This window comes from Mycoplasma sp. 6934 (assembly GCF_055523595.1).
In genome coordinates this window covers 628,897-649,147 of sequence record NZ_JBVFVE010000001.1, presented here as the reverse complement: position 1 = coordinate 649,147, position 20,251 = coordinate 628,897, and the positions used below count along the sequence as shown (strand labels likewise).

Genomic DNA, 20,251 nt, shown 5'->3' with positions numbered 1-20,251 from the left:
CTAATTTTATAATACATAAATATTATAAATTATTTTCATAAAGACAACATTTAAAACTGTAAAAAAATAGTAAATATTTTTAGGGCTAGATATGGGATGAAATGTCTTAATATCCCATTAAAAAAATTGAGTTTTATGGTAAAATATTAATACCTAAGGGTGGTTAGTATGAAATTATCATTAATATCAATCGTACCAAGTGATTTAAAACAATTAGAATATTATTTTGAAGCTTTGGAAGAGCAAACTAGTCAAGATTTTGAAGTTGTATTGTGTTTAAACAATGCAACTTCAAAAAATTTAGAAATTATCAAAGAATTGGGAAAATATCAAGCTTCTTTTGGTAAGAGGCTTAAGTTTATTTATAACTCAAAACAAAGCACTGCTCAAGAAAGTTTACTTAATGCTTACAGGGTAATTTCAGGTGAATATTCTGTTGTTTTTAATTGTGATATTCAATATATAAAAAAACATTATGTGGAAAGAATGATTCAAGCAATTGAGCAAACTAAAGTCGATATTTTGGAATTTAAACCAAAAATAAATGGTTCAATCACTTGAAAACCAACAGCTAGAGTGGTCGAGGGTCGCAAGATTAATTTACAAGAAAATAAATTAACTTTTGCCTATACTTATCCATTTATTTTCAACAAAATTATTAAAAAAAGCTTATCAAATAAAATTCTTGGTCATAAATTTAAAACAGCTAATAATAATAAATTGTGTCTTGAACTAAATTATATGTTATTTTTAGAGGCTAAAACGTATACATATTTAGATTATAAAATGTTTGCTGAATATTTTCCTACTGATATTTGATTAATTACCAAAAACTTTTTAACTTCTTTTGATAATTTACAAAACATTGTTCAAATTAAACATTTAAACTTTAATGATGAATTAGTTTATGCAAAATATTATTTTATTAAATTACTCTTAACTGGTTTTTTAAATGAAACAAAATTTATGTACCGTCGAATCTATAAAACTAAGGAAGATATTTGAGAAAAACGTAATCCAAAAGTCTTTGAAGCTCATTTTGAAATAATTAAAACGCTTGATTTGCAATATAAATCTAAAAATTATTTTATAACCAACCCATATTTCTTAAGAAATAATAATGAAATTATTTTATTATCTCTGCCAATTTCAAAACTAAAAAACACCAAAATTTTAAAGAGACTTAGTTAATAAGTGTATAAAAATGCAAGTTTCTTTAAAAGATTGCTAGCAAATATTATTGATTTAATTTGTTTTTTTTCATTAGTATTGTTATCATTTTATCTTTTAAGAATTACAAAAAAACCAAATGACTTGCCTAGTGCGGGTGTTTTTTATTTCGGGGTTGTTTTAATCTGGATTTTTCTTGCTTTATTTTACCAATTAATTCCAGTTTTATTTAATGGTAAAACAATTGGTTTGTGGATTTGCAAATTAAAAATCATTAATTCAAAAACTAAGGAATTTTCCAAAATCTCAATCTTTAAACATAATTATTTTATTACTTGGTTTTTTTTCTTGATTTTACTCATTACATTATCCTTCTTAAGCCATATGAGTTTTGTGTGAAATGAGCAAAAACAAATAACTTTACGAAATGATTTATATCATCAGATTGTGTTGAGAATCATTACTACTTTATTAACTATGCATTTTTTTATTTTAATTGCAGGGTACTTTATGCTGCTGGTTTCCAAGCGCAATTTAATTTTAATTGATTTACTAACCGAAACCCGAGTGGTTGAAGATAAACAAATTAGGCAAGTAATTAGTGAACTTAAATTCTTGCCCCAAAAAAATATACGCCGAAAATTTATTTATAAATAGGAGGAAACATGCTATTAAGAAAAATCGATTTATTAAGTGATTTAAATGAAAAACAACGTGAAGCCGTTGTTTATTTTGATACCCCCTTACGGATTATAGCTGGAGCTGGTTCAGGAAAGACAAAAGTTTTAACCAGAAAAGTATCATACTTAATTAATGATTTAAATGTTCCAGTCGAGTCAATTTTAGCTGTAACTTTTACTAATAAAGCAGCTCAAGAATTAGTGCAAAGAATTGGGAATTATTGTCAACAAGATATTGGAAAAATTAATGCTAAGACTTTCCACTCTTTCTGTGCTGATGTCTTGCGCAAGGACATTCGCCAGTTAGGATATCCTACAAGTTTTCAAATTATTGATGAACAAGACAAAGATACAATTTTAAAAAAGATTTATAAATCTTTAGGAATTACAACTACAGAAATTCCATATAAGACCGCTTCGCAATATATTTCTTGAGCCAAGAATTATTCAGAAGACCCTAAAGAATTTGCAAAAGTCTTATCTAAGGAACAAAAACCTTCGATTTTGAATAAAATCTATATTGAATATTTAAACGAATTAGCTATTAATGGTTCCTTAGATTTTGATGATTTAATAATTCAAACTTATAAACTGTTTACAATGCGTCCTGATGTTTTAGCTAAATATCAGAAAAAATTCAAATATATTTTAATTGATGAGTTTCAGGATACTGCATCTATGCAATATAACATTATGAAAATGCTTTATACAGATCACACACATTTAACAATTGTTGGTGATCCTGATCAAACCATTTATAACTGAAGAGGTGCAAAAGTTGATTTAATTCTAAATTTTGATAAAGATTATCCTGATGCTAAAACTGTTATTTTAGATTTAAATTACCGTTCAACTAAAAAAATCTTGGAAGCTGCTAATAAATTAATTAAACATAATAATATTAGATTCAGTAAGGATTTAGTAACACAAAATGAGGATGGGACTGATTTAGAATACCAACATTTATACAATGAAGAAGCAGAAGCTGCATGAGTTGTCACAAAAATAAATGAATTAAAAAAACAAAAAAACCCTTTGCGTTCAATTGCAATTTTATTTAGATCTAATTATTATTCGCGGGCTTTTGAACAAGCTTTAATCGAAGCCAATATACCCCATAAATTAATTAATGGAGTTAAATTTTATCAAAGAGATGAAATTAAAGATGTTATTGCTTTTTTAAGGGTTTTATTTGATGGACACCAAATCTCACTTGAGCGCATTATTAATGTGCCAAGCCGGGGGATTGGCGAAGTGAAATTGCAAAGAATTAGAGATTTTGCAACTAGCCATCATAAAACCATGTTTTGAGCTCTGCGCGATCATTTTAAAGAATTAAATCCTAAAGAATTTGGCGTTGATTTTCTCAAAAATAAACTTAAACCATTTTTGGAAACTATTTTATTATATAAAAATGCTATTGAAACTAAAAAACTTAAAATTAGCCGTGCCCTTGATGCATTTTTAGAAAAAATAGGTTATTATGAAAGTATAAAAAATGATAAAAACCTTCGTGGGACAGCTAAGGAAAATGTAAAAGAATTAATTAAATCAATTGATAATTGGGAAAAGAATAATGTTGGCGGAACTTTAGAAGATTATCTTAATATGGTAAGTTTACTTTCTGTAAGTGATGAATATCATAATGAAACTAACTATGTTACTTTAATGACAATTCATTCATCAAAAGGTTTAGAATATGAAAATGTCTTTTTAGTTGGGCTTAGCGATGGAGTTTTCCCAAGTTTTAGAATTTATGATGAAGGAGATTTTATTAATAATTCAAAGGGTAAAAGCACTAGTGAACTATTAGAAGAAGAAAGGCGCTTAGCATATGTTGCTATTACCAGGGCAAAGAAAAAATTATTTATATCATCATCACGGGGAATGGTTTACTCACTTGATAAATTTAAAGTTCCTTCACCTTTTTTAAGTGAAATGGGGATTAACCTGAGTGATACGATTTTATTAGATGATCCAACTAAATTTGTTTTAAATACCGAATCATATAATGATGTTGTATTAAAAAATGAACAAATAGCAGTTGGTGATATTATTTCGCATATTACTTTTGGTGAAGGTGAAGTTATTGAGGTAGGTAATAGTAATGATATTGAAGTTTTATTCCATAAAGATCAAGTCACACGAAAATTAAATAAAACCCACCCAGCAATTAGGCTTTTAAGTAGGTAATTATGGCCATTTTTTATGGTTTTATTTTCTTTACAATCTTTCTTTTAATTATCCTCTTACTTATTGCAATTTTGGTTTGCATTTATATGTATTTTCATGCCTCATGGGATATCATGCATTACGAGATTGATATGAGTAATTTAAGGGTAATTAGATTAAATAAAAAAAATGCATATTTTGCAACTAATTTAGATGTTAAAAAAACAACAGTCGGTATGTTTAAATATGGTTCTTTAAAAGAATTCTTAGCTTATTTTGAGCAAGATACTCAAATCAATTTGAATAAATTTTTAGACAATCCATTTAATCATAAAGAAACACATGAACTAGATATAAAATTTAATAATTTTGTTATTAAAAAATATCATTTTATAACTTGATTTATTTTTAAATTAGAAAGTTATTTTTTAAAAAAACATGTTGTCAAAATGACTATAAGAAGTATTGCTGCAAATAAGTTTTTTTGTACAATAACCTGGAAAAAAGTTTTTAGTAAAAAACAAATTTTTAAAATACCTGAATTAACTGATAAAACAAGTGAAATAGAGTGGAAAAATTTTGTAGTTATAGGTGGTTTATTAAAATTAGAAAAATATAATGCTATTTTTTATAAAGAGGAAATATCTTGAATTATTAAATCTTTAGGTTTAAAGGGCAAAAATTGAAAGATTTTTAAAGCTGAGGATACGTTAGTTTTTTTAGTGAAAAAAGTAAGTAAATATCGTTTTAAATACTTGCTGAAAAAAATAACTACCTTAAATACTCAATATGGCCTTAATGCATTTTTTGATAAATTTACTATTTTTAGATATCCTTTGCTAAATACTTTATATTACAAACATAACCTTAAAGAATTATTAAATTATTCACTTTACAATATGATTTATTCTAATTCCCCAAATAATTACCTTAATTTAAATCCGGCAATTTTAAAAGAAGAAGTCTTTCAAACTTTTAGTAAGAATTTAAATTTATATAAGACTTTAAATGCTAATGCACTAAAATTTAAATTATCTATGCAAAAAGTAATCAATACACATTTAACTAATGATAAAGTTAATTTATCGTTAGTTAAAGTATCTATTACTAATGAATTAATTAGGCAAGAATGAATTGATTCCTTTGACTTAATACCAACACTTGCGTATAAATATCAAAATCTTTGGTTTGATTATGCTGATAGCTATGCAAAAGAAGAAAATCTTAATCTAATTTATAAAATACAGCAAGCAGACTTTTTACGCAATGATTTTTTATTAGACGGTGCTAAAGTTATGTGTGTATTAACTTCACAAAGCGATTATTTTGATTATAAAAAAATTAATAATAAAATAGCAATTTATTCTAATAATAATTATGAATATGGTATTTATTTAACTAATATAAATAAAAGTATTTATAATTTAATTAATGCATTAAATAACTTAAAACTAATAGTTTTAAGTAAAGATATTTGTAATAATTTAAAAATGTGAAATACCATCTTTTCATGTTATCGATTATTACAATTAACTAAAGCAAAGAATATTTTAGTGATTTATGAAACTATACCGCAAGGTTTAGAAGATTTAATTTACTGCAAATTAGATTTAAAATATACTTTAGATATAATGGACTAAAATATACCTACTAAATTATAATTTAAAAGTAAAAATAAACACAACCAAAAAATCTTGGTTGTGTTTTAGTGTTAAGTAGATTAATTACCTGATTTAGAATTAACTACTAGCTTGTTGTTCCCCCCTGATTGAGCTTGAGAAGAAGTAGCATCGCTTTGTGTAACATCTATTTCATAGAATGCGAATTTATCTGCAAAACTAGGATTATGCAATCATGCTTTAATAGTTTTGATGTTTTCTATTTTATTTGTGTGTTCTTGATATTGATTTTCTTGAGTAGCTTCCTCTGTATTAGCTGAATTTTCGCCTTTCTTTTCCATTTTGTACATTGTGAACTCAATTTTACGTTCTGGATTATTATTATTATTATAGGTCATTCCTCAATATTCTTTTGTACCATCCATTAAAGTTGCGTATCCAGAGTAAATTTGACCATTATTATCTTCAATTTCAAGATGCACAGTATGGAAATGAGAAATTAAGTTAGCAAAATTTTCAAATTTTTTGCTATATTCTTCAGAATTTGCGTTTTCATTTTGACTTTCAGCATTATCTTGCGTACCTACATTAAAGGTTAAAGTTAAAGTTGGTTTATTATTTAAATTATCTGTAGTTTGTGAGAAAACAGCACTTTTTACTACACTTTTTACATAATCGTGCACTTGCTTGTATGCTTTTTCATCTTCTTCTTTTTGCTTTTCTTCAGCAGTTTTAGCTTTAGGTATTAAAGTTGTGATGTGGAAGTATTCTCCATCATATTTATATTTTAAAGTTAAAATTCTCGTTTCTGGATTAAATTCAGCTAAATATAATTTTTTATCAGTTGAATTAGCAGTACCTTCTAATTTATTAACATCTCAGCCATCTTTTATTTTTAAAATAGCTGTTTCAGGTTTACCGCCTGATCCTTGAATTGATAAGTATACATTATTATTGGTATTATTTGTTGGTCCATAAAGTTGCATTTGTTTTAGTTTTCCACCTTCTTTATTAGCAGGTTTTTCTAAATATGCTTTTAACAACTGATCAAAACGTTCTCCTAGTCCTTCATCTGTAACATTTTCTAAATGTTCCCCAACTTGATTATAATCAGGTTCCTGAACTGGAGGAGTTGTGTTACCTGGGTCTTCAGTTCCTGGGTTTTCAGTTCCTGGGTTTTCGGTTCCTGGGTTTTCAGTTCCTGGGTTTTCAGTTCCTGGGTTTTCAGTTCCTGGGTTTTCGGTTCCTGGGTTTTCAGTTCCTGGGTTTTCGGTTCCTGGGTTTTCAGTTCCTGGGTTTTCGGTTCCTGGGTTTTCAGTTCCTGGGTTTTCAGTTCCTGGGTTTTCGGTTCCTGGGTTTTCGGTTCCTGGGTTTTCGGTTCCTGGGTCTTCAGTTCCTGGAGGAGTGGTTGTTACATCAGCTAAGGTTGTAAATGAACGTTTGACATTAAATGATGTATCGTTGTTTACCTTGATGGTATCTAGTTCGTATGTAGTACCTTTAGTTAAACCAGTAATAGTAATTTTATATTCATTATCAGCTGGTTTGTTTAAACTTGAAACTGTAAAATTATGAGTTGTGTCATTAACTTTTACATTAAGTTGGTCTGTTCCTTGTAGACCAGTAATTTTAGCGGTGAATTCAGCACTTGTTTGAGTTACTGTAATTTCACTAACATTTTGAATAGTAAATTGTCTTTTTTGGGGCTGAGGCGCTGTACATGAAACAGCAGTAACAGCCGTAATTGAGACTAAGTTAGTTGTTACTAATAAAAATTTTCGTAATTTCATAAATCTTCCTTTTCATATAATATTTGATTATCTTAATAAATTTAAATAAAATGTAAATTTTTGCTAGATATATTTAAAATTTATTTCAGGAGTAAAAGCAAATTTTAAAATATCTGTATATATTTTATTATATTTATATAAATTACATGCAAAAAAAAAAAAAAAAAAACGTACTAAATATAATTCTAAAACAGAGGATTTTGCTTGAAAAGTTAATTATTCTATAAATTTAATTTTATATTAATGCTAAATCATATAAAATTAAACCATGAAAGATATTATTTATTTACATACTAATACTGAATATTCGTTTTTAAATTCAACAATTAGACTTAACGACTTATTTAAACTTGCAAAGCAAAAAAAAGTTAAATATTTAACATTAACTGATTTTGAAAATTTCCATGCTTTACAATTTTATTGAAATTTTCAAAATGAATATGACTTTAAATTAATATTAGGGGTTGAATTAAAACTAACAGAAGGTTTTCAAATTATTGCTTTAGCTAAAAATAATTCTGGTTTTTTAAAATTAAAAGAATTAGTTTTAGCTAAAAGCGCTCAAGCAGAAATTTCATATTATGATTTAGATGATCCTAATATATTTTTAATTGATCACTTTGAATTAGGAGCAAAAGCTAAGAATATTAAATTAGATAAATATTTAGGTAATTTTTATTTAAATTCCAAAACAATGCAAGAATATCAAACAGTATATGCTCCTACTAAAAAGATTTTATATTTTGATGATAATGAATTATTACCAATTTTAAATAAAATTGGTAATTTAGATGAAAACAATACTATTTATAGTGAATATTATGAAATAGGTGAATTTTCTGATGTTAGTGATGAAGTATACAATAATATTTTATCCATTGTCAATAGTATTGAAAATTTTAAACCTGATACATCTCTTAAATTACCAAAATATTCAAATAATTCAGTAGAACAGTTACTTAATTTAATAAATGGGGAACGTTATCATCAAATTATTAAAAAATATGATAAAGAATTAGTTGATCAACGAATTAACTTTGAATTTAAAGTAATTAAAAAAATTGGGTTTATTGATTATTTTTTAATTATTCAAGATGTAATTAACTATGCTAAAAATAATAATATTTTAATAGGTCCTGGCCGTGGGTCTGCTTCAGGTTCATTAATTTCGTATTTAATTGGTATAACTTCAGTAAATCCAATTGAATTTAATTTATTGTTTGAAAGATTTTTAAATTTAGAAAGAGTTGGCTTGCCGGATATTGATATTGATATTCAAGATAACAAACGAGATTTAATTTTTGAATATTTAGCTAAAAAATACGGGCAAGATAAAGTAGCCTTTATTTCGACATTTCAAACTATGGCTTCAAAAAATTCGCTACGTGATGTTGGAAGATATTTAAATATGCCACGCAGCGAATTAGATGCAATCTCGGATTGTTTATCAATGCATGATCTTTCATTAGAACATGCTGCACTTAATAATAAAAGATATGCTTTATATGCACAAAAATATCCTAAATTACATTATTTAGCATCGCGCCTTGAAGGTTTACCAAGACAATTAGGAATTCATGCAGCTGGCTTTATTATTAGCAATGAACCTTTAATTAATATTGTCCCTGTACAAGAAAGTAATTTTAAACTAAACCAATTACAAATGACAATGAATAATTTAGAACAATATGGATTAATTAAAATAGATTTTTTAGGTTTAAAAAATCTAACTTTTATTAATGAATTAGAAAGTGAAATTCCAAAAGATTTGCATTTTGATAAAGTAATTAATAATTCAATTGCTTTATTTAATGATTTACCAACTTTTAAATTGTTAAATTCAACTTTAACTGATGGTATTTTTCAACTTGAATCGCCTGGAATGCGCAAGGCAATTAAAGAAGTGGTTATTGATAAATTTGACGATATTTATGCAGTTTTAGCTTTATTTAGACCAGGGCCAAGCAAATATATTAAAACTTATGCTAAAAATAAAATTAATCCATTATTTATTGATAAAATCCACCCATTATATGATAATATTGTAAAAAATACTTACGGAATTATTGTTTACCAAGAACAAATTATGCAAATAGTGCAAGATGTAGCTAATATGTCGTTTTCAAAAGCTGATTTATTTAGAAGGGCAATTTCTAAGAAAAAAGAACAAGAACTTAAATTATATAAAGATGAGTTTTTTGAAGGTGGACTAAAAAATGGATTTAGCAAGGAAACTTTAAACACAATTTATGCTAAGATAGAAAAATTTGCTGATTATGGATTTAATAAATCTCATGCAGTTGCATATGCTTTTATTAGTTATAAATTAGCATATTACAAAGCAAGATTTCCAATGATTTTTTATAAGTATTTATTGTCAAATACTGGAGTTGATCAGCAAACTATTAAAAATTATGTTGATGAAGCAAGGTTGTTTAAAATTACCACTAAAATTCCAAACATTAATATTTCTAGTTTTGAATGTGAAATAAAAAATAATGAGATTTATTTAAGTTTTGCCTTAATTAAAGGAGTGGGGCAAGCTGCTATTGAGAAAATTATTAATGAACGTCAAAGAGGCGGTTTATTTACTAGTTTTATTTCCGCATGATTAAGGTTAAAAGTTGCTGGGCTTGGAGAAAGTATTTTAGAAACATTAATTAAAGCGGGCGCATTTAATGTATTTGGTAATGTTAAAATGCTTTTAGCAAGTTTAGATATTTGCCTTGATTATTATGAATTGTTTAAATCTGAAACTAAAAAATTAGATAACCCACTTGAGTATTTAAATAAATTTATTAGTGTTCATAAGCTTGGTGATCACTTACTAACTGAAGCCATTCAGGATATTGAATTTGAAAATGAATGAGAAATTAAATTACTTGGCTCAATGTATAGCCATGAATTTTTAAAAATTAATAATACTTCAAATTTACAAAATGAACCAAATGAAATTTGCTTATTAAATTTACAAGATCAAGCAAATTGGCTTAAAGTAAAAATTTTATCTGTTAGCAAAGGTAAAAAAGATAATCAACTGAATTTTAAATTACAAGATAATTCTAAGGCAGTGATTGCTTCAACTTGAAATACTAAATTGATTTCATGGTTAACTAAGGAATTACCTAAAACAGTTCGAGTATTAATACTAAAAAAGGATGATAAATATTATAATTTGAAAGATATCGAGGAATTAATTTATGAAGAATAATATATGTTCATTAGTAATTGATGGAAATTATTTACTATTTCAATCCTTTTATGCCACTTACCGCGGAGATTTAACTCAAATTTTACGTAATTCAAATGGTGTGCCTACAAATGCAATTGCAATTTTTTTATCTCAATTAATTAAGTTGTTAAAATTTATTGAACCAACTCATTTAATGATTGCATTTGATGCACATGGCAAAACAAAGCGGCACAACATTTTTCCTGAGTATAAATCAGGGAGAATTAAAGCACCGCAAGAATTATTTGACCAATTTGATTATATAAAAAAATTACTTACCTTATTAAATATTAAATGAATTGAACAAATAGGAGATGAAGCTGATGATATTATTGGAACATATTGTAAAAAAATGTCTGGAGAAAAATATATTTTTTCATCAGACAAAGATTTATTACAATTAGTCGATTTAAATACTTCATATATTATTAAAAAAGGTTTGGATATTTCTATTGTTAATTTAGATAATTTTTATCAAATTTATCAATTAAATCCAAGCCAAATAACTACATTTAAAGGACTTAAAGGTGATACTAGTGATAATTTACCTGGGGTTCCAGGAATTGGTGATAAAACTGCACTAAAATTAATTGGAGCTTATAATAACTTTGAAAATCTTTATCAACTTTTAGAATTAGGGCAATTAAACGAATCCAAAAGCATTATTGAAAAGTTAAGCAAGGGTAAAGATTCTGGATTTTTATCTTACGAATTATCTAAAATTAATACTAATGTCCAAAATTTAAATTTAGATATTGATTTTTATTTATTAAATATAAACTATGATAATGCATTAGATTATTTAAATGAATTAGAATTAGAAAAATTTAAACTAGAACTAAAACGCTTTTTAAATAAAGGATAAAATGGTTGCAATAGTTGGTAAAATATGTGTTGGCAAAAGCAGGATTTTAAAATTATTATTTAATAAAGGCTATCATGTTTTAGAAGTAGATCATTTTGTTACGTTGTTATATAAAGATATTAATTTTGTAAAAAAGGTAAAAAATTTAGTAAAGTATGATTTGGTAACAAAAAATAGTTTAGATAAACAAAAAATTAAAACTTGAATTTTATTGGATATACACAATTTGCAAATATTAGAAAATTTAATAAATATCGAACTTTATATACACCTACAAAATCATAACTATGATTTTGTAGAATATCCAATTTTATTTAAGGCACCTAAAGAAATAATAACGTTATTTAGCGAAATTTGACATGTACAAATTCCGGAAATAAAGCGAAAAAGTTTTTTAAATAAAAAATATGGAAAAACTGATTTAATAAAAAAATTAGATACTTTAAATGCTTATAATTGGCAAAATAAGGAACTTTTTAATAATTTAAAGGTTGTGGATATCTCTTGGGAAAAAGCATTAGTTTACCCTAAGAAATAATTATTATCTTTTAAATTTATAAATATTATTTAAAATTGTTTTGCATTTAAACCAAAAGGAGTAATCATTATGAATTTTTTAGATTTTGACTATTTTAAAATTTCACTTAAAACAACTATTTATAATTCTGATTTAAATAATTTACGTAAATATTATGCACCTATTTTAGATCATTTAAGTATTTTACTTTATGAGTACTTAAATGATTTAGCTAAAAACAATGATCACGTTACACCGTATAGTTTTGCTACTTTAAATTTATTATTAAATACTAATGAAACAAATTTGCACCAAGCTAGGATGCAACTTGAAGCATTAGGTTTAATTAATACTTACAAAGATAATGAAAGTGCAACAATTATTTTGGAATTACATAAACCATTACAAGGGCAAGAAATTATTAAAAATCCATTTATTTCACAAATGATTAAGCAAAAAGTTGGTGATGCTAACTTTAAGCGTTTAACAAGCCTTCCAAATAAGGTTGTTATCAATAATTTTGCTTTTGAAGATATTTCAGCTAATTTCTTTAATGTTTTCCAAGAGTCATTAACGAATTCACAAAATATTGTTAAGAATTTTTATCTTAAAACAGGTCAAGATCCTATTAACGAAGATAAAATTAAAAATATTGTTAAACAACGTGAAGTTTATACTAAATTAGAAGTATCGAATATTAAATACGCTAATGACTATCAAGCATTAATGCAGCTTAGGCCTAGTGAATTTATTATGCAAATGACTAACAATGATAATTTTGAATTAAATGAAGGTTTTTTAGAAACATGAAGTAATGTGTTTAAGGAATCTAAAACCTTAAACTTAGTAATTTATTACAGTATTAAGCGTTATAAAAATGATACATGGCCTAAATATGTTAATTTATTAATTAAAGAATTATCTGATACTCACCTTAATGAATTTAGTGAAGTTGAAGCATACCTGGATGGTAAATTTAAAAATAGTACCCGTACCAAAAAAATGTATGAAGAAAAACTAATTTTAAAAAATGATTATTTAAAAGGTTTAAAAAATGTCTAAACTTAATTTTTCGACTAATGATAAAAAACTCAATCAAGCACTTAGTAGTGATATAGATCAAGATAAATTAATTACAAAATTAAAAAATAATAAATTTCTTGCAAACCTTATTCAAAAACATAATTTAAATGACCAAGAAATTTTTACATATCTGCCTCAAATGTTAATTTTAGAACAAGAAAGCCATAAAACTAATTTAGTTTGACAAACAACAATTGCTAGAAATCATAAAAATAAGCTAGTTTTTGGTAAACAACTCAGTGCTACAAATTTAACAAACGAATTTAAAATAAAAACAAATATCTTATTTAAAGAATATAATACATATTCAAATGATGATCTTTTAACTAAAGCTATTTTAAGTTTATTTCAAGATGAATTAGATATTTATGAATATTTAACAGATTTGTATAACAAAAAAACAAATTTAGACACTTTATACATAACTGGGTCAATTAAATCCAAACGCTCTTATACTTTATCCTTAATTGCAAACTATTATGCAATTAACGATCAAAAAGTAGCCTATTTAGATATTAATTTACTAGAAGATAAACTTAAACGTAGTTTTAATAAATCAAATTTAGACATTGATTCTTTGTTAGAAGATTTAGTTAATGTTGATATTTTAATCTTTGATGAAATTGGTTTAAAGCAACTATCTTTATGGTTTTTAGATAGTTTCTTTTTACCTTTATTAAGTCAAAGGCTCCAAAATAAATCCAAAACATATTTTGGTTCATATTATAATTTTAATGAACTAGGTAAACAACTTTTTAAGAAATCACCAAGTGGTGAAAATATTGACCCCAAAGGCCCACTTGCTAAAAAACTTATTTATTTAATTGATCAATTATCAAAAGAAAAGGTATGAATCCATCATGAGTAAAAATCCATCAAAAATTGTTCTGGCTGGAACACCAAATTTTTCAGTACCAGTTTTCGAAGAAGTAATCAAACATTTTAACGTTGTTGCTATTGTATCGCAACCAGATAAACCAGCAAACCGAGGTTATAAGCTTGAAGCTACTCCTACAAAATTATTAGCCCAAAAATATCAAATTCCTCTATTTCAACCTAATAAAATAAGCGAAATTTATGAAGAATTAAAATCCTTGGATTATGATATTTTGCTAACTTGTGCTTTTGGGCAGTATATCCCAAGTAAAGTTTTAGATTTAGCTAAAATTGCCTCAATCAATATTCATGGCTCATTATTACCTAAATATCGAGGCGCTGCTCCTTTGCAACATAGTTTACTAAATGGAGATTGTGAAACGGGTATTACATTAATTTATATGACTAAAGAAATGGATGCTGGAGATATGCTTTTTAAAGCATCATTGCAAGTTAGTGATTTAGATACTTCTGATTCATTATTTCAAAAAGTATCTAATTTAGCTAAAATGCAGATAACAAATTGATTAACTAAATTAATTAACAATGAAATCAAACCTGAAAAACAAGACGAAAGTTTAGTTACTTTATCACCTAAGTTACTTAAAGAAGATGGATTGCTAAGTAATCAGTTAACAGCAACTGAAGCTTTTAATAAAATTAGAGCATATTCTTCAAATCCAGGGTGTTACTTATATTTAAACAACAAACGAGTTAAAATCTTTTACGCCAGTTATACTAAAATTCCTAATTCTTTAGAACTGATATTTAGAGATGGAACATTGTACGCAACTGATTACCAATACGAATCTAAAAAACGAGTTAAATTACCTCAATGAAAATAACCTGGAAACATTTCCAGGTTATTTAATTATTTTTGTGAATTACTAATAAAAAACTAAAAATTTGTATTATAATAAACCAGTAAAAGATGAAATTTTACATTTACACTTTAAAATATATACTTTAAATTTTAATTTTATAATAGAAGGGACAAAATGAAAAAAGTTGCAATTAACGGATTTGGAAGAATTGGTAGATTATTCTTCCGTAGATTATTAGAATCAGGGTCAAACCTTGAAGTTGTGGCTGTTAATGATTTAACAGATGCTAAAACATTAGCTCACTTATTAAAATTTGATACAGCATTTGGTAGATTAAATGCTACTGTTGAAGCTAAAGAAGGCGCAATTGTTGTAAATGGTAAAGAAATTAAAGTCTTAGCTGAAAGAGACCCAGAAAACTTACCATGAGTAGAATTAGGAATTGACTTAGTTGTTGAATCAACTGGATTCTTTACTAAACGTGAAGGAGCTGAAAAACACGTTAAAGCTGGAGCTAAAAAAGTTGTTGTTTCAGCACCATCAGACAAAGATGTTAAAACAGTTGTTTACAATGTAAACCATAATATTTTAGATGCAAGCGATACAGTTATTTCAGCTGCATCATGTACAACAAACAGTTTAGCGCCTATGGTTAAAGTACTTGTTGACCAATTTGGTTTAAAATCAGGGTACATGACTACGATCCATGCTTATACTGGAGACCAAAGATTACAAGATGCTCCTCACAAAGACTTACGCAGAGCACGTGCTGCTGCGGCAAACATGGTACCTACATCAACAGGTGCTGCTAAAGCTATTGGATTAGTTGTTCCAGAAGCAAGTGGTAAGCTAGATGGTGTTGCAATTCGTGTGCCATTAATTACTGGATCATTAGTAGACTTAACAGTATTCTTAGACAAACAACCTACTGTTGAAGAATTAAATGCTGCTATGAAGGCTGCTGCTAACGAAACAATGAAATACGAAACAGAAGAAATCGTTTCTTCAGACATTGTTAATTCATCACATGGTTCAATCTTTGATTCAGCACTTACAACAGTAAAACCAACACCTGAAGGTAACTTATATAAATTATTCTCATGATACGACAATGAAATGTCATATGTGTCACAATTAGTTAGAACAGTTGTTTACTTTGCTAACTTAGATAAATAGTTTTAATTAAACTACACAAAATATAACACCATAGCTTGTGCTATGGTGTTATTAATTATAAAAATTTTTTAAACTAAATAATTACTAAATATATTAGTTATAAGTAAACATGGACAGCAAAATTTAACATTTTAGTAACTTATAATGCCATTGCAAATTGCTTTGGCGTTTTTCAGTTTAAGTTTGATTGAATTCGATCGTTATTATACCAAACTACATATTCTTGTATCATATCATTAAGTTCATTGAATGTTATTTTGGAATAATCTAAATCATTTAATAATTCGGTTTTAATGATCCCAAACCAATATTCAATTTCTCGATTATCAAGTGAGTTTCCCACTCTTGATAACGAAATAACGCCACCAATATTTTGAACTTCTTTAATATATTGATGATGTGTATATTGAAAGCCATGATCTGAGTGAATGATAAAATTTTTGGGTTTGTATTGTTTTAATGAATTTAAAGTGTCTAAAACTAGTTCTAGATTATTACTTCTTGATAATTTAAAACCAACAATTTGTTTAGTTTTATGAGACAAAATTGCAGACAAATAAACGTGTGATTCTAACACATCTTTTGGCGCTTTTATATATGAAACATCAGTTGCATAAATATTTCGATTGTTTTGATCATTATAATCACGATTTACGAAGTTATCAATCTGAGTAGATAGATTTTTAATTTCTTTTCGTTTTGATTTTTGTCTAAGCTTACATTTTAGGCCTAAAAGGTTCATATATCTCCCTAAAGAACGTTCGTTTATATCTATTTTGTATTTTTGAGATATGTAAACACTTAGCTTTAGCCTTCCATATCTTGACTTTGTTTCTATGAACGATTTTTCAATTACATCACTATGTTTAGGGAGTTTTTGTGAAATTTTAATCTTATGAGTTTTAGAAATTGTTTGCCTAGAAATGCCAAAAACTTCTGAAAGCTTCACATAACTTATTCTAAAACTTTTTAATTCAATAACTTTCTTACTTTTGGGTAATTCATTGGTAATTTCATAATATCTTTTAGCTATTTGTAACAAATCATCACGATCAAAAATATCTCAATTTGGTTCTCTTTTCTTCTTAGGACTGCCACTTCCTTTTTTGCGGTTTTCGCCTTTCTTTGTCTGCACTAAGTCTTCCATACCTAAATTATAATACTTAATTATTTTATTAATAAACATGGACAGCAAAATTTAACATTTTAGTTATTTATAATTCCATAGCAAATTGCTGTGGAGTTTTTCAGTTTAAGTTTGATTGAATTCGGTCATTGTTGTACCAAATTACATATTCTTGTATCATATCATTAAGTTCATTAAATGTTATTTTTGAATAATCTAAATCATTTAATAATTCAGTTTTAATGATTCCAAACCAATATTCAATTTCTCGATTATCAAGAGAATTTCCCACTCTTGATAACGAAATAATCCCACCAAGATTTTTAACTTCTTTAATATATTGATGATGTGTATATTGAAAGCCATGATCTGAGTGAATGATAAAATTTTTGTATTTGTATTGCTTTAATGAATTTAAATTGTCTAAAACTAGTTCTAGATTATTACTTTTTGATAATTTAAAACCAACAATTTGTTTAGTTTTATGAGACAAAATTGCAGACAAATAAACGTGTGATTCTAACACATCTTTTGGCGCTTTTATATATGAAACATCAGTTGCATAAATATTTCGATTGTTTTGATCATTATAATCACGATTTACGAAGTTATCAATCTGAGTAGATAGATTTTTAATTTCTTTTCGTTTTGATTTTTGTCTAAGCTTACATTTTAGGCCTAAAAGGTTCATATATCTCCCTAATGAACGTTCGTTTATATCTATTTTGTATTTTTTAGATATGTAAACACTTAGTTTTAACCTTCCATATCTTGACTTTGTTTCTGCGAACGATTTTTCGATTACATCACTATATTTAGGGAGTTTTTGTGCAATTTTAATATTTTGAGTTTTAGAAATTGTTTGTCTAGAAATGCCAAAAACTTCTGCAAGCTTAACATAACTTATACTAAAACTTTTAGATTCAATAACTTTCTTACTTTTAGGTAATTCGTTGGTAATTTCATAATATCTTTTAGCTATTTGTAACAAATCATCACGATCAAAAATATCTCAATTTGGTTCTCTTTTCGTCTTAGGTTTGCCGCTTCCTTTTTTGCGGCTTTCCCCTTTCTTTGTCTGTAATAAGTCTTCCATACCTAAATTATAATACTTAATTATTTTATTAATTCTAACTTTTACACTATTTCTTTGTAAGTTTTTTGTTTCTGGTGATATTTGGTAAATAGCTTGGAAAGCACCTGGGAAACCTGATTTTTGATATTCTTCATATATTTTTGCAAATTCTTCTTTCTTTAAATGTCTTGACATAATTTATCCTTTCAAAAAAATTCTTCGTTGGTACCAACGAATGGTAACAGAAAAGCTAACATTTACATGTTAACTTTTCTGTCCGGCTTTAAAGCCCCAATTATATTTGGAATAGTTAAATTTATTTATTATGGTATATTTTTTGAGTAACAGGTGTGCCTTAAATTTAATATACTACCACCAAATTTAATGGTATTGTGTTATAATTTAATAATAAAATAAAAAGAGGTAAACGTGATAAAAGTTAAGAAAATATTTTTATTAGGTGTTTTATATTCGCTTTTACCATTATCAATAATTGGATGCAGTGTAAATTCGCCACATAAAGAAGACATACAAAACCCAGATTTTCAAAATAACTTTCGAACTAGATTGCAAAAAGAATTAAATTCTATATATAGTAGTGCTAAAGACAAGTTTTTATCTTTTGCAACTGTAAATAAATTTATTCCTGAGACTATTCGAAATGATAAAGATAAATTTAAAAATTATGTTTTAGACTTTAAATTTTTTGAATCAGTTGACACAAGCAAAAAATTAGATGTTTTGGTTAAGTTACAAACTAAAGAAGATTTTGATGAAATTATTATTAAAAGGTTTAAACAACTAAATAACAGTCAAGATTTAAAAATAAACGATACGGAAATACGAGAGGAATTTCAAAGAATTTATCTTAAAAACCAAAATGTATATGAATTTTTAAAATTTAATGATATTTATATTTATGATGATGGTTCTTTAGGTTTTTATTACTACTTTGTAGTACCATTTGAATATGACAACAATATCCAGTTAAATATCATTGAACCAGAAAGATACATCGATGAAGTAAATCTTCCACCAACAAATTCAACATGAGCTGTTTTTGCGTTACCAAATAATAAAACTATTACTGTAAAAATGATAAAACCACAAGCTACTAATATAGATTCTGCTTCATCGTGAGAATTCAAAAACAAACTTATTAGTTGATACAATGATGAATTTAAAAATTATTTTAAATAATAACTGTAAATAATTTTAGTAAAAAGTTAACATAAAATGTTAACTTTTTATATTAAGTTAATTATCATAATATTCTTATTTATAAACTTTTAGTTAGAAAAAAATAAGAATTTATTAATAATATTTTTTTAACCCTTAATTAAATGGTTATTTGTTTATTTTTAAATTAAAGATTCATTAAATCTTATTGTATAATACAAAGGACACAAATAAACGGAGGCATTTATGAAACAAATACTATTTATAAATGGATCACTTAATACAAGTGACTCATCATATTCAACACAAACTCTAAACTATGTTAAATCATTATTTAACGAAGAAGAATACGCAATAGAGGAATTTAATTTAAATCAAACCATTTTTGCACAAAAGATTCTTACTAATGGTAATTTAAAAACCTTTTGACAAGAAGTTGACAGCGATACATGAATTAATAAACTTAAGCAAGTAGACTTATTAGTTATTTCAACTTCAATGATTAATTTTGGACCAACTGCAGCCTTAAAAAGTTTTATCGATGCAATTGCAGTTGCTGAAAAAACTTTTTCATATAAATATTCAACAACCAATGATGCAATTGGATATTTAACTAATTTGAATGTTTTAGTGATTGGTGCACAAGGCTCAAGTTTTGGAATTTATCCATGAGGTGACCATATTAAATGATTAAAAGGAACTTTTAATTTCCTTGGAGCTAAAGCGATTTATAACTTTGATATTTATGGTACTAAAACAACTGAAATTGCTAAATTAAGAGCAAGTGAATATGTGCAAAGCATTCAAGAAGAGATTAAAACTCTAGTTAACAAAATAAAAAGCAATTTATAATTAGCTATTTTAAAC

General features: G+C 26.2%; 16 protein-coding genes. 13 read left to right on the top strand and 3 right to left on the bottom strand.

Annotation, left to right across the window (positions count from 1 at the left end; translation table 4 throughout):
- Nucleotides 1-168: 168 nt before the first annotated feature.
- The 4 genes from AC0B4S_RS02780 to AC0B4S_RS02765 are packed head-to-tail and all read left to right on the top strand — an operon-like array spanning nt 169 to nt 5,662.
- A complete protein-coding gene (locus AC0B4S_RS02780; protein ID WP_465101594.1) occupies nt 169-1,191 on the top strand; it encodes a glycosyltransferase family A protein in 1,023 nt (340 codons plus the stop codon).
- Between the two features lie 3 nt (nt 1,192-1,194).
- Nucleotides 1,195-1,827 carry an RDD family protein gene (locus tag AC0B4S_RS02775; protein ID WP_465101593.1) on the top strand — a complete coding sequence of 211 codons (633 nt, stop codon included), beginning with the start codon at nt 1,195-1,197 and terminating at the stop codon, nt 1,825-1,827.
- A gap of 8 nt (nt 1,828-1,835) precedes the next feature.
- Nucleotides 1,836-4,043 carry an ATP-dependent helicase gene (locus AC0B4S_RS02770; protein ID WP_465101592.1) on the top strand — a complete coding sequence of 736 codons (2,208 nt, stop codon included), beginning with the start codon at nt 1,836-1,838 and terminating at the stop codon, nt 4,041-4,043.
- 2 nt (nt 4,044-4,045) lie between these two features.
- A complete protein-coding gene (locus AC0B4S_RS02765) occupies nt 4,046-5,662 on the top strand; it encodes an MHO_4530 family protein (RefSeq protein ID WP_465101591.1) in 1,617 nt (538 codons plus the stop codon).
- An 80-nt stretch (nt 5,663-5,742) separates the two neighbouring features.
- On the opposite strand, the gene AC0B4S_RS02760 is transcribed toward AC0B4S_RS02765, so the two are convergent.
- A complete protein-coding gene (locus AC0B4S_RS02760; protein ID WP_465101590.1) occupies nt 5,743-7,431 on the bottom strand; it encodes an amidase domain-containing protein in 1,689 nt (562 codons plus the stop codon).
- 268 nt (nt 7,432-7,699) lie between these two features.
- On the opposite strand from AC0B4S_RS02760, the gene dnaE reads away from it, so the two are divergent.
- The 7 genes from dnaE (at nt 7,700) to gap (ending at nt 16,004) form a co-directional block, all read left to right on the top strand.
- Nucleotides 7,700-10,642 (top strand): DNA polymerase III subunit alpha, encoded by a 2,943-nt coding sequence (gene dnaE / locus AC0B4S_RS02755; protein WP_465101589.1) that lies wholly within the window; start codon nt 7,700-7,702, stop codon nt 10,640-10,642.
- Nucleotides 10,632-11,528 (top strand): 5'-3' exonuclease, encoded by an 897-nt coding sequence (locus AC0B4S_RS02750; protein ID WP_465101588.1) that lies wholly within the window; start codon nt 10,632-10,634, stop codon nt 11,526-11,528. The genes dnaE and AC0B4S_RS02750 overlap by 11 nt, the downstream gene beginning before the upstream one ends.
- 1 nt (nt 11,529) lies before the next feature.
- Entirely contained in the window at nt 11,530-12,066 is a 537-nt protein-coding gene (locus AC0B4S_RS02745) for a nucleoside/nucleotide kinase family protein (protein ID WP_465101587.1), read from the top strand.
- Nucleotides 12,067-12,135: 69 nt separating this feature from the next.
- The gene (locus AC0B4S_RS02740; protein ID WP_465101586.1) at nt 12,136-13,107 is read left to right on the top strand and encodes a replication initiation and membrane attachment family protein; all 972 of its coding nucleotides are present in this window, start codon (nt 12,136-12,138) and stop codon (nt 13,105-13,107) included.
- Nucleotides 13,100-13,996 carry a hypothetical protein gene (locus tag AC0B4S_RS02735; RefSeq protein ID WP_465101585.1) on the top strand — a complete coding sequence of 299 codons (897 nt, stop codon included), beginning with the start codon at nt 13,100-13,102 and terminating at the stop codon, nt 13,994-13,996. The genes AC0B4S_RS02740 and AC0B4S_RS02735 overlap by 8 nt, the downstream gene beginning before the upstream one ends.
- Nucleotides 13,989-14,849: a methionyl-tRNA formyltransferase gene (gene fmt / locus AC0B4S_RS02730; protein ID WP_465101584.1), complete on the top strand. Its 861-nt coding sequence runs from the start codon at nt 13,989-13,991 to the stop codon at nt 14,847-14,849. The genes AC0B4S_RS02735 and fmt overlap by 8 nt, the downstream gene beginning before the upstream one ends.
- 153 nt (nt 14,850-15,002) lie before the next feature.
- Nucleotides 15,003-16,004: a type I glyceraldehyde-3-phosphate dehydrogenase gene (gene gap, locus AC0B4S_RS02725; protein WP_465101583.1), complete on the top strand. Its 1,002-nt coding sequence runs from the start codon at nt 15,003-15,005 to the stop codon at nt 16,002-16,004.
- 139 nt (nt 16,005-16,143) lie between these two features.
- On the opposite strand, the gene AC0B4S_RS02720 is transcribed toward gap, so the two are convergent.
- Together AC0B4S_RS02720 and AC0B4S_RS02715 are read right to left on the bottom strand one after the other, a co-directional pair.
- On the bottom strand, nt 16,144-17,190 hold the full coding sequence (locus AC0B4S_RS02720) for an IS3 family transposase (RefSeq protein ID WP_465101582.1): 1,047 nt from the start codon (nt 17,188-17,190) through the stop codon (nt 16,144-16,146).
- Between the two features lie 28 nt (nt 17,191-17,218).
- The gene (locus AC0B4S_RS02715; RefSeq protein WP_465101581.1) at nt 17,219-18,400 is read right to left on the bottom strand and encodes an IS3 family transposase; all 1,182 of its coding nucleotides are present in this window, start codon (nt 18,398-18,400) and stop codon (nt 17,219-17,221) included.
- Between the two features lie 234 nt (nt 18,401-18,634).
- On the opposite strand from AC0B4S_RS02715, the gene AC0B4S_RS02710 reads away from it, so the two are divergent.
- Nucleotides 18,635-19,405, top strand: coding sequence for a hypothetical protein (locus AC0B4S_RS02710; protein WP_465101580.1), 771 nt, complete (start codon nt 18,635-18,637; stop codon nt 19,403-19,405).
- 225 nt (nt 19,406-19,630) lie between these two features.
- Nucleotides 19,631-20,236 carry an FMN-dependent NADH-azoreductase gene (locus tag AC0B4S_RS02705; protein ID WP_465101579.1) on the top strand — a complete coding sequence of 202 codons (606 nt, stop codon included), beginning with the start codon at nt 19,631-19,633 and terminating at the stop codon, nt 20,234-20,236.
- Nucleotides 20,237-20,251: the final 15 nt, after the last annotated feature.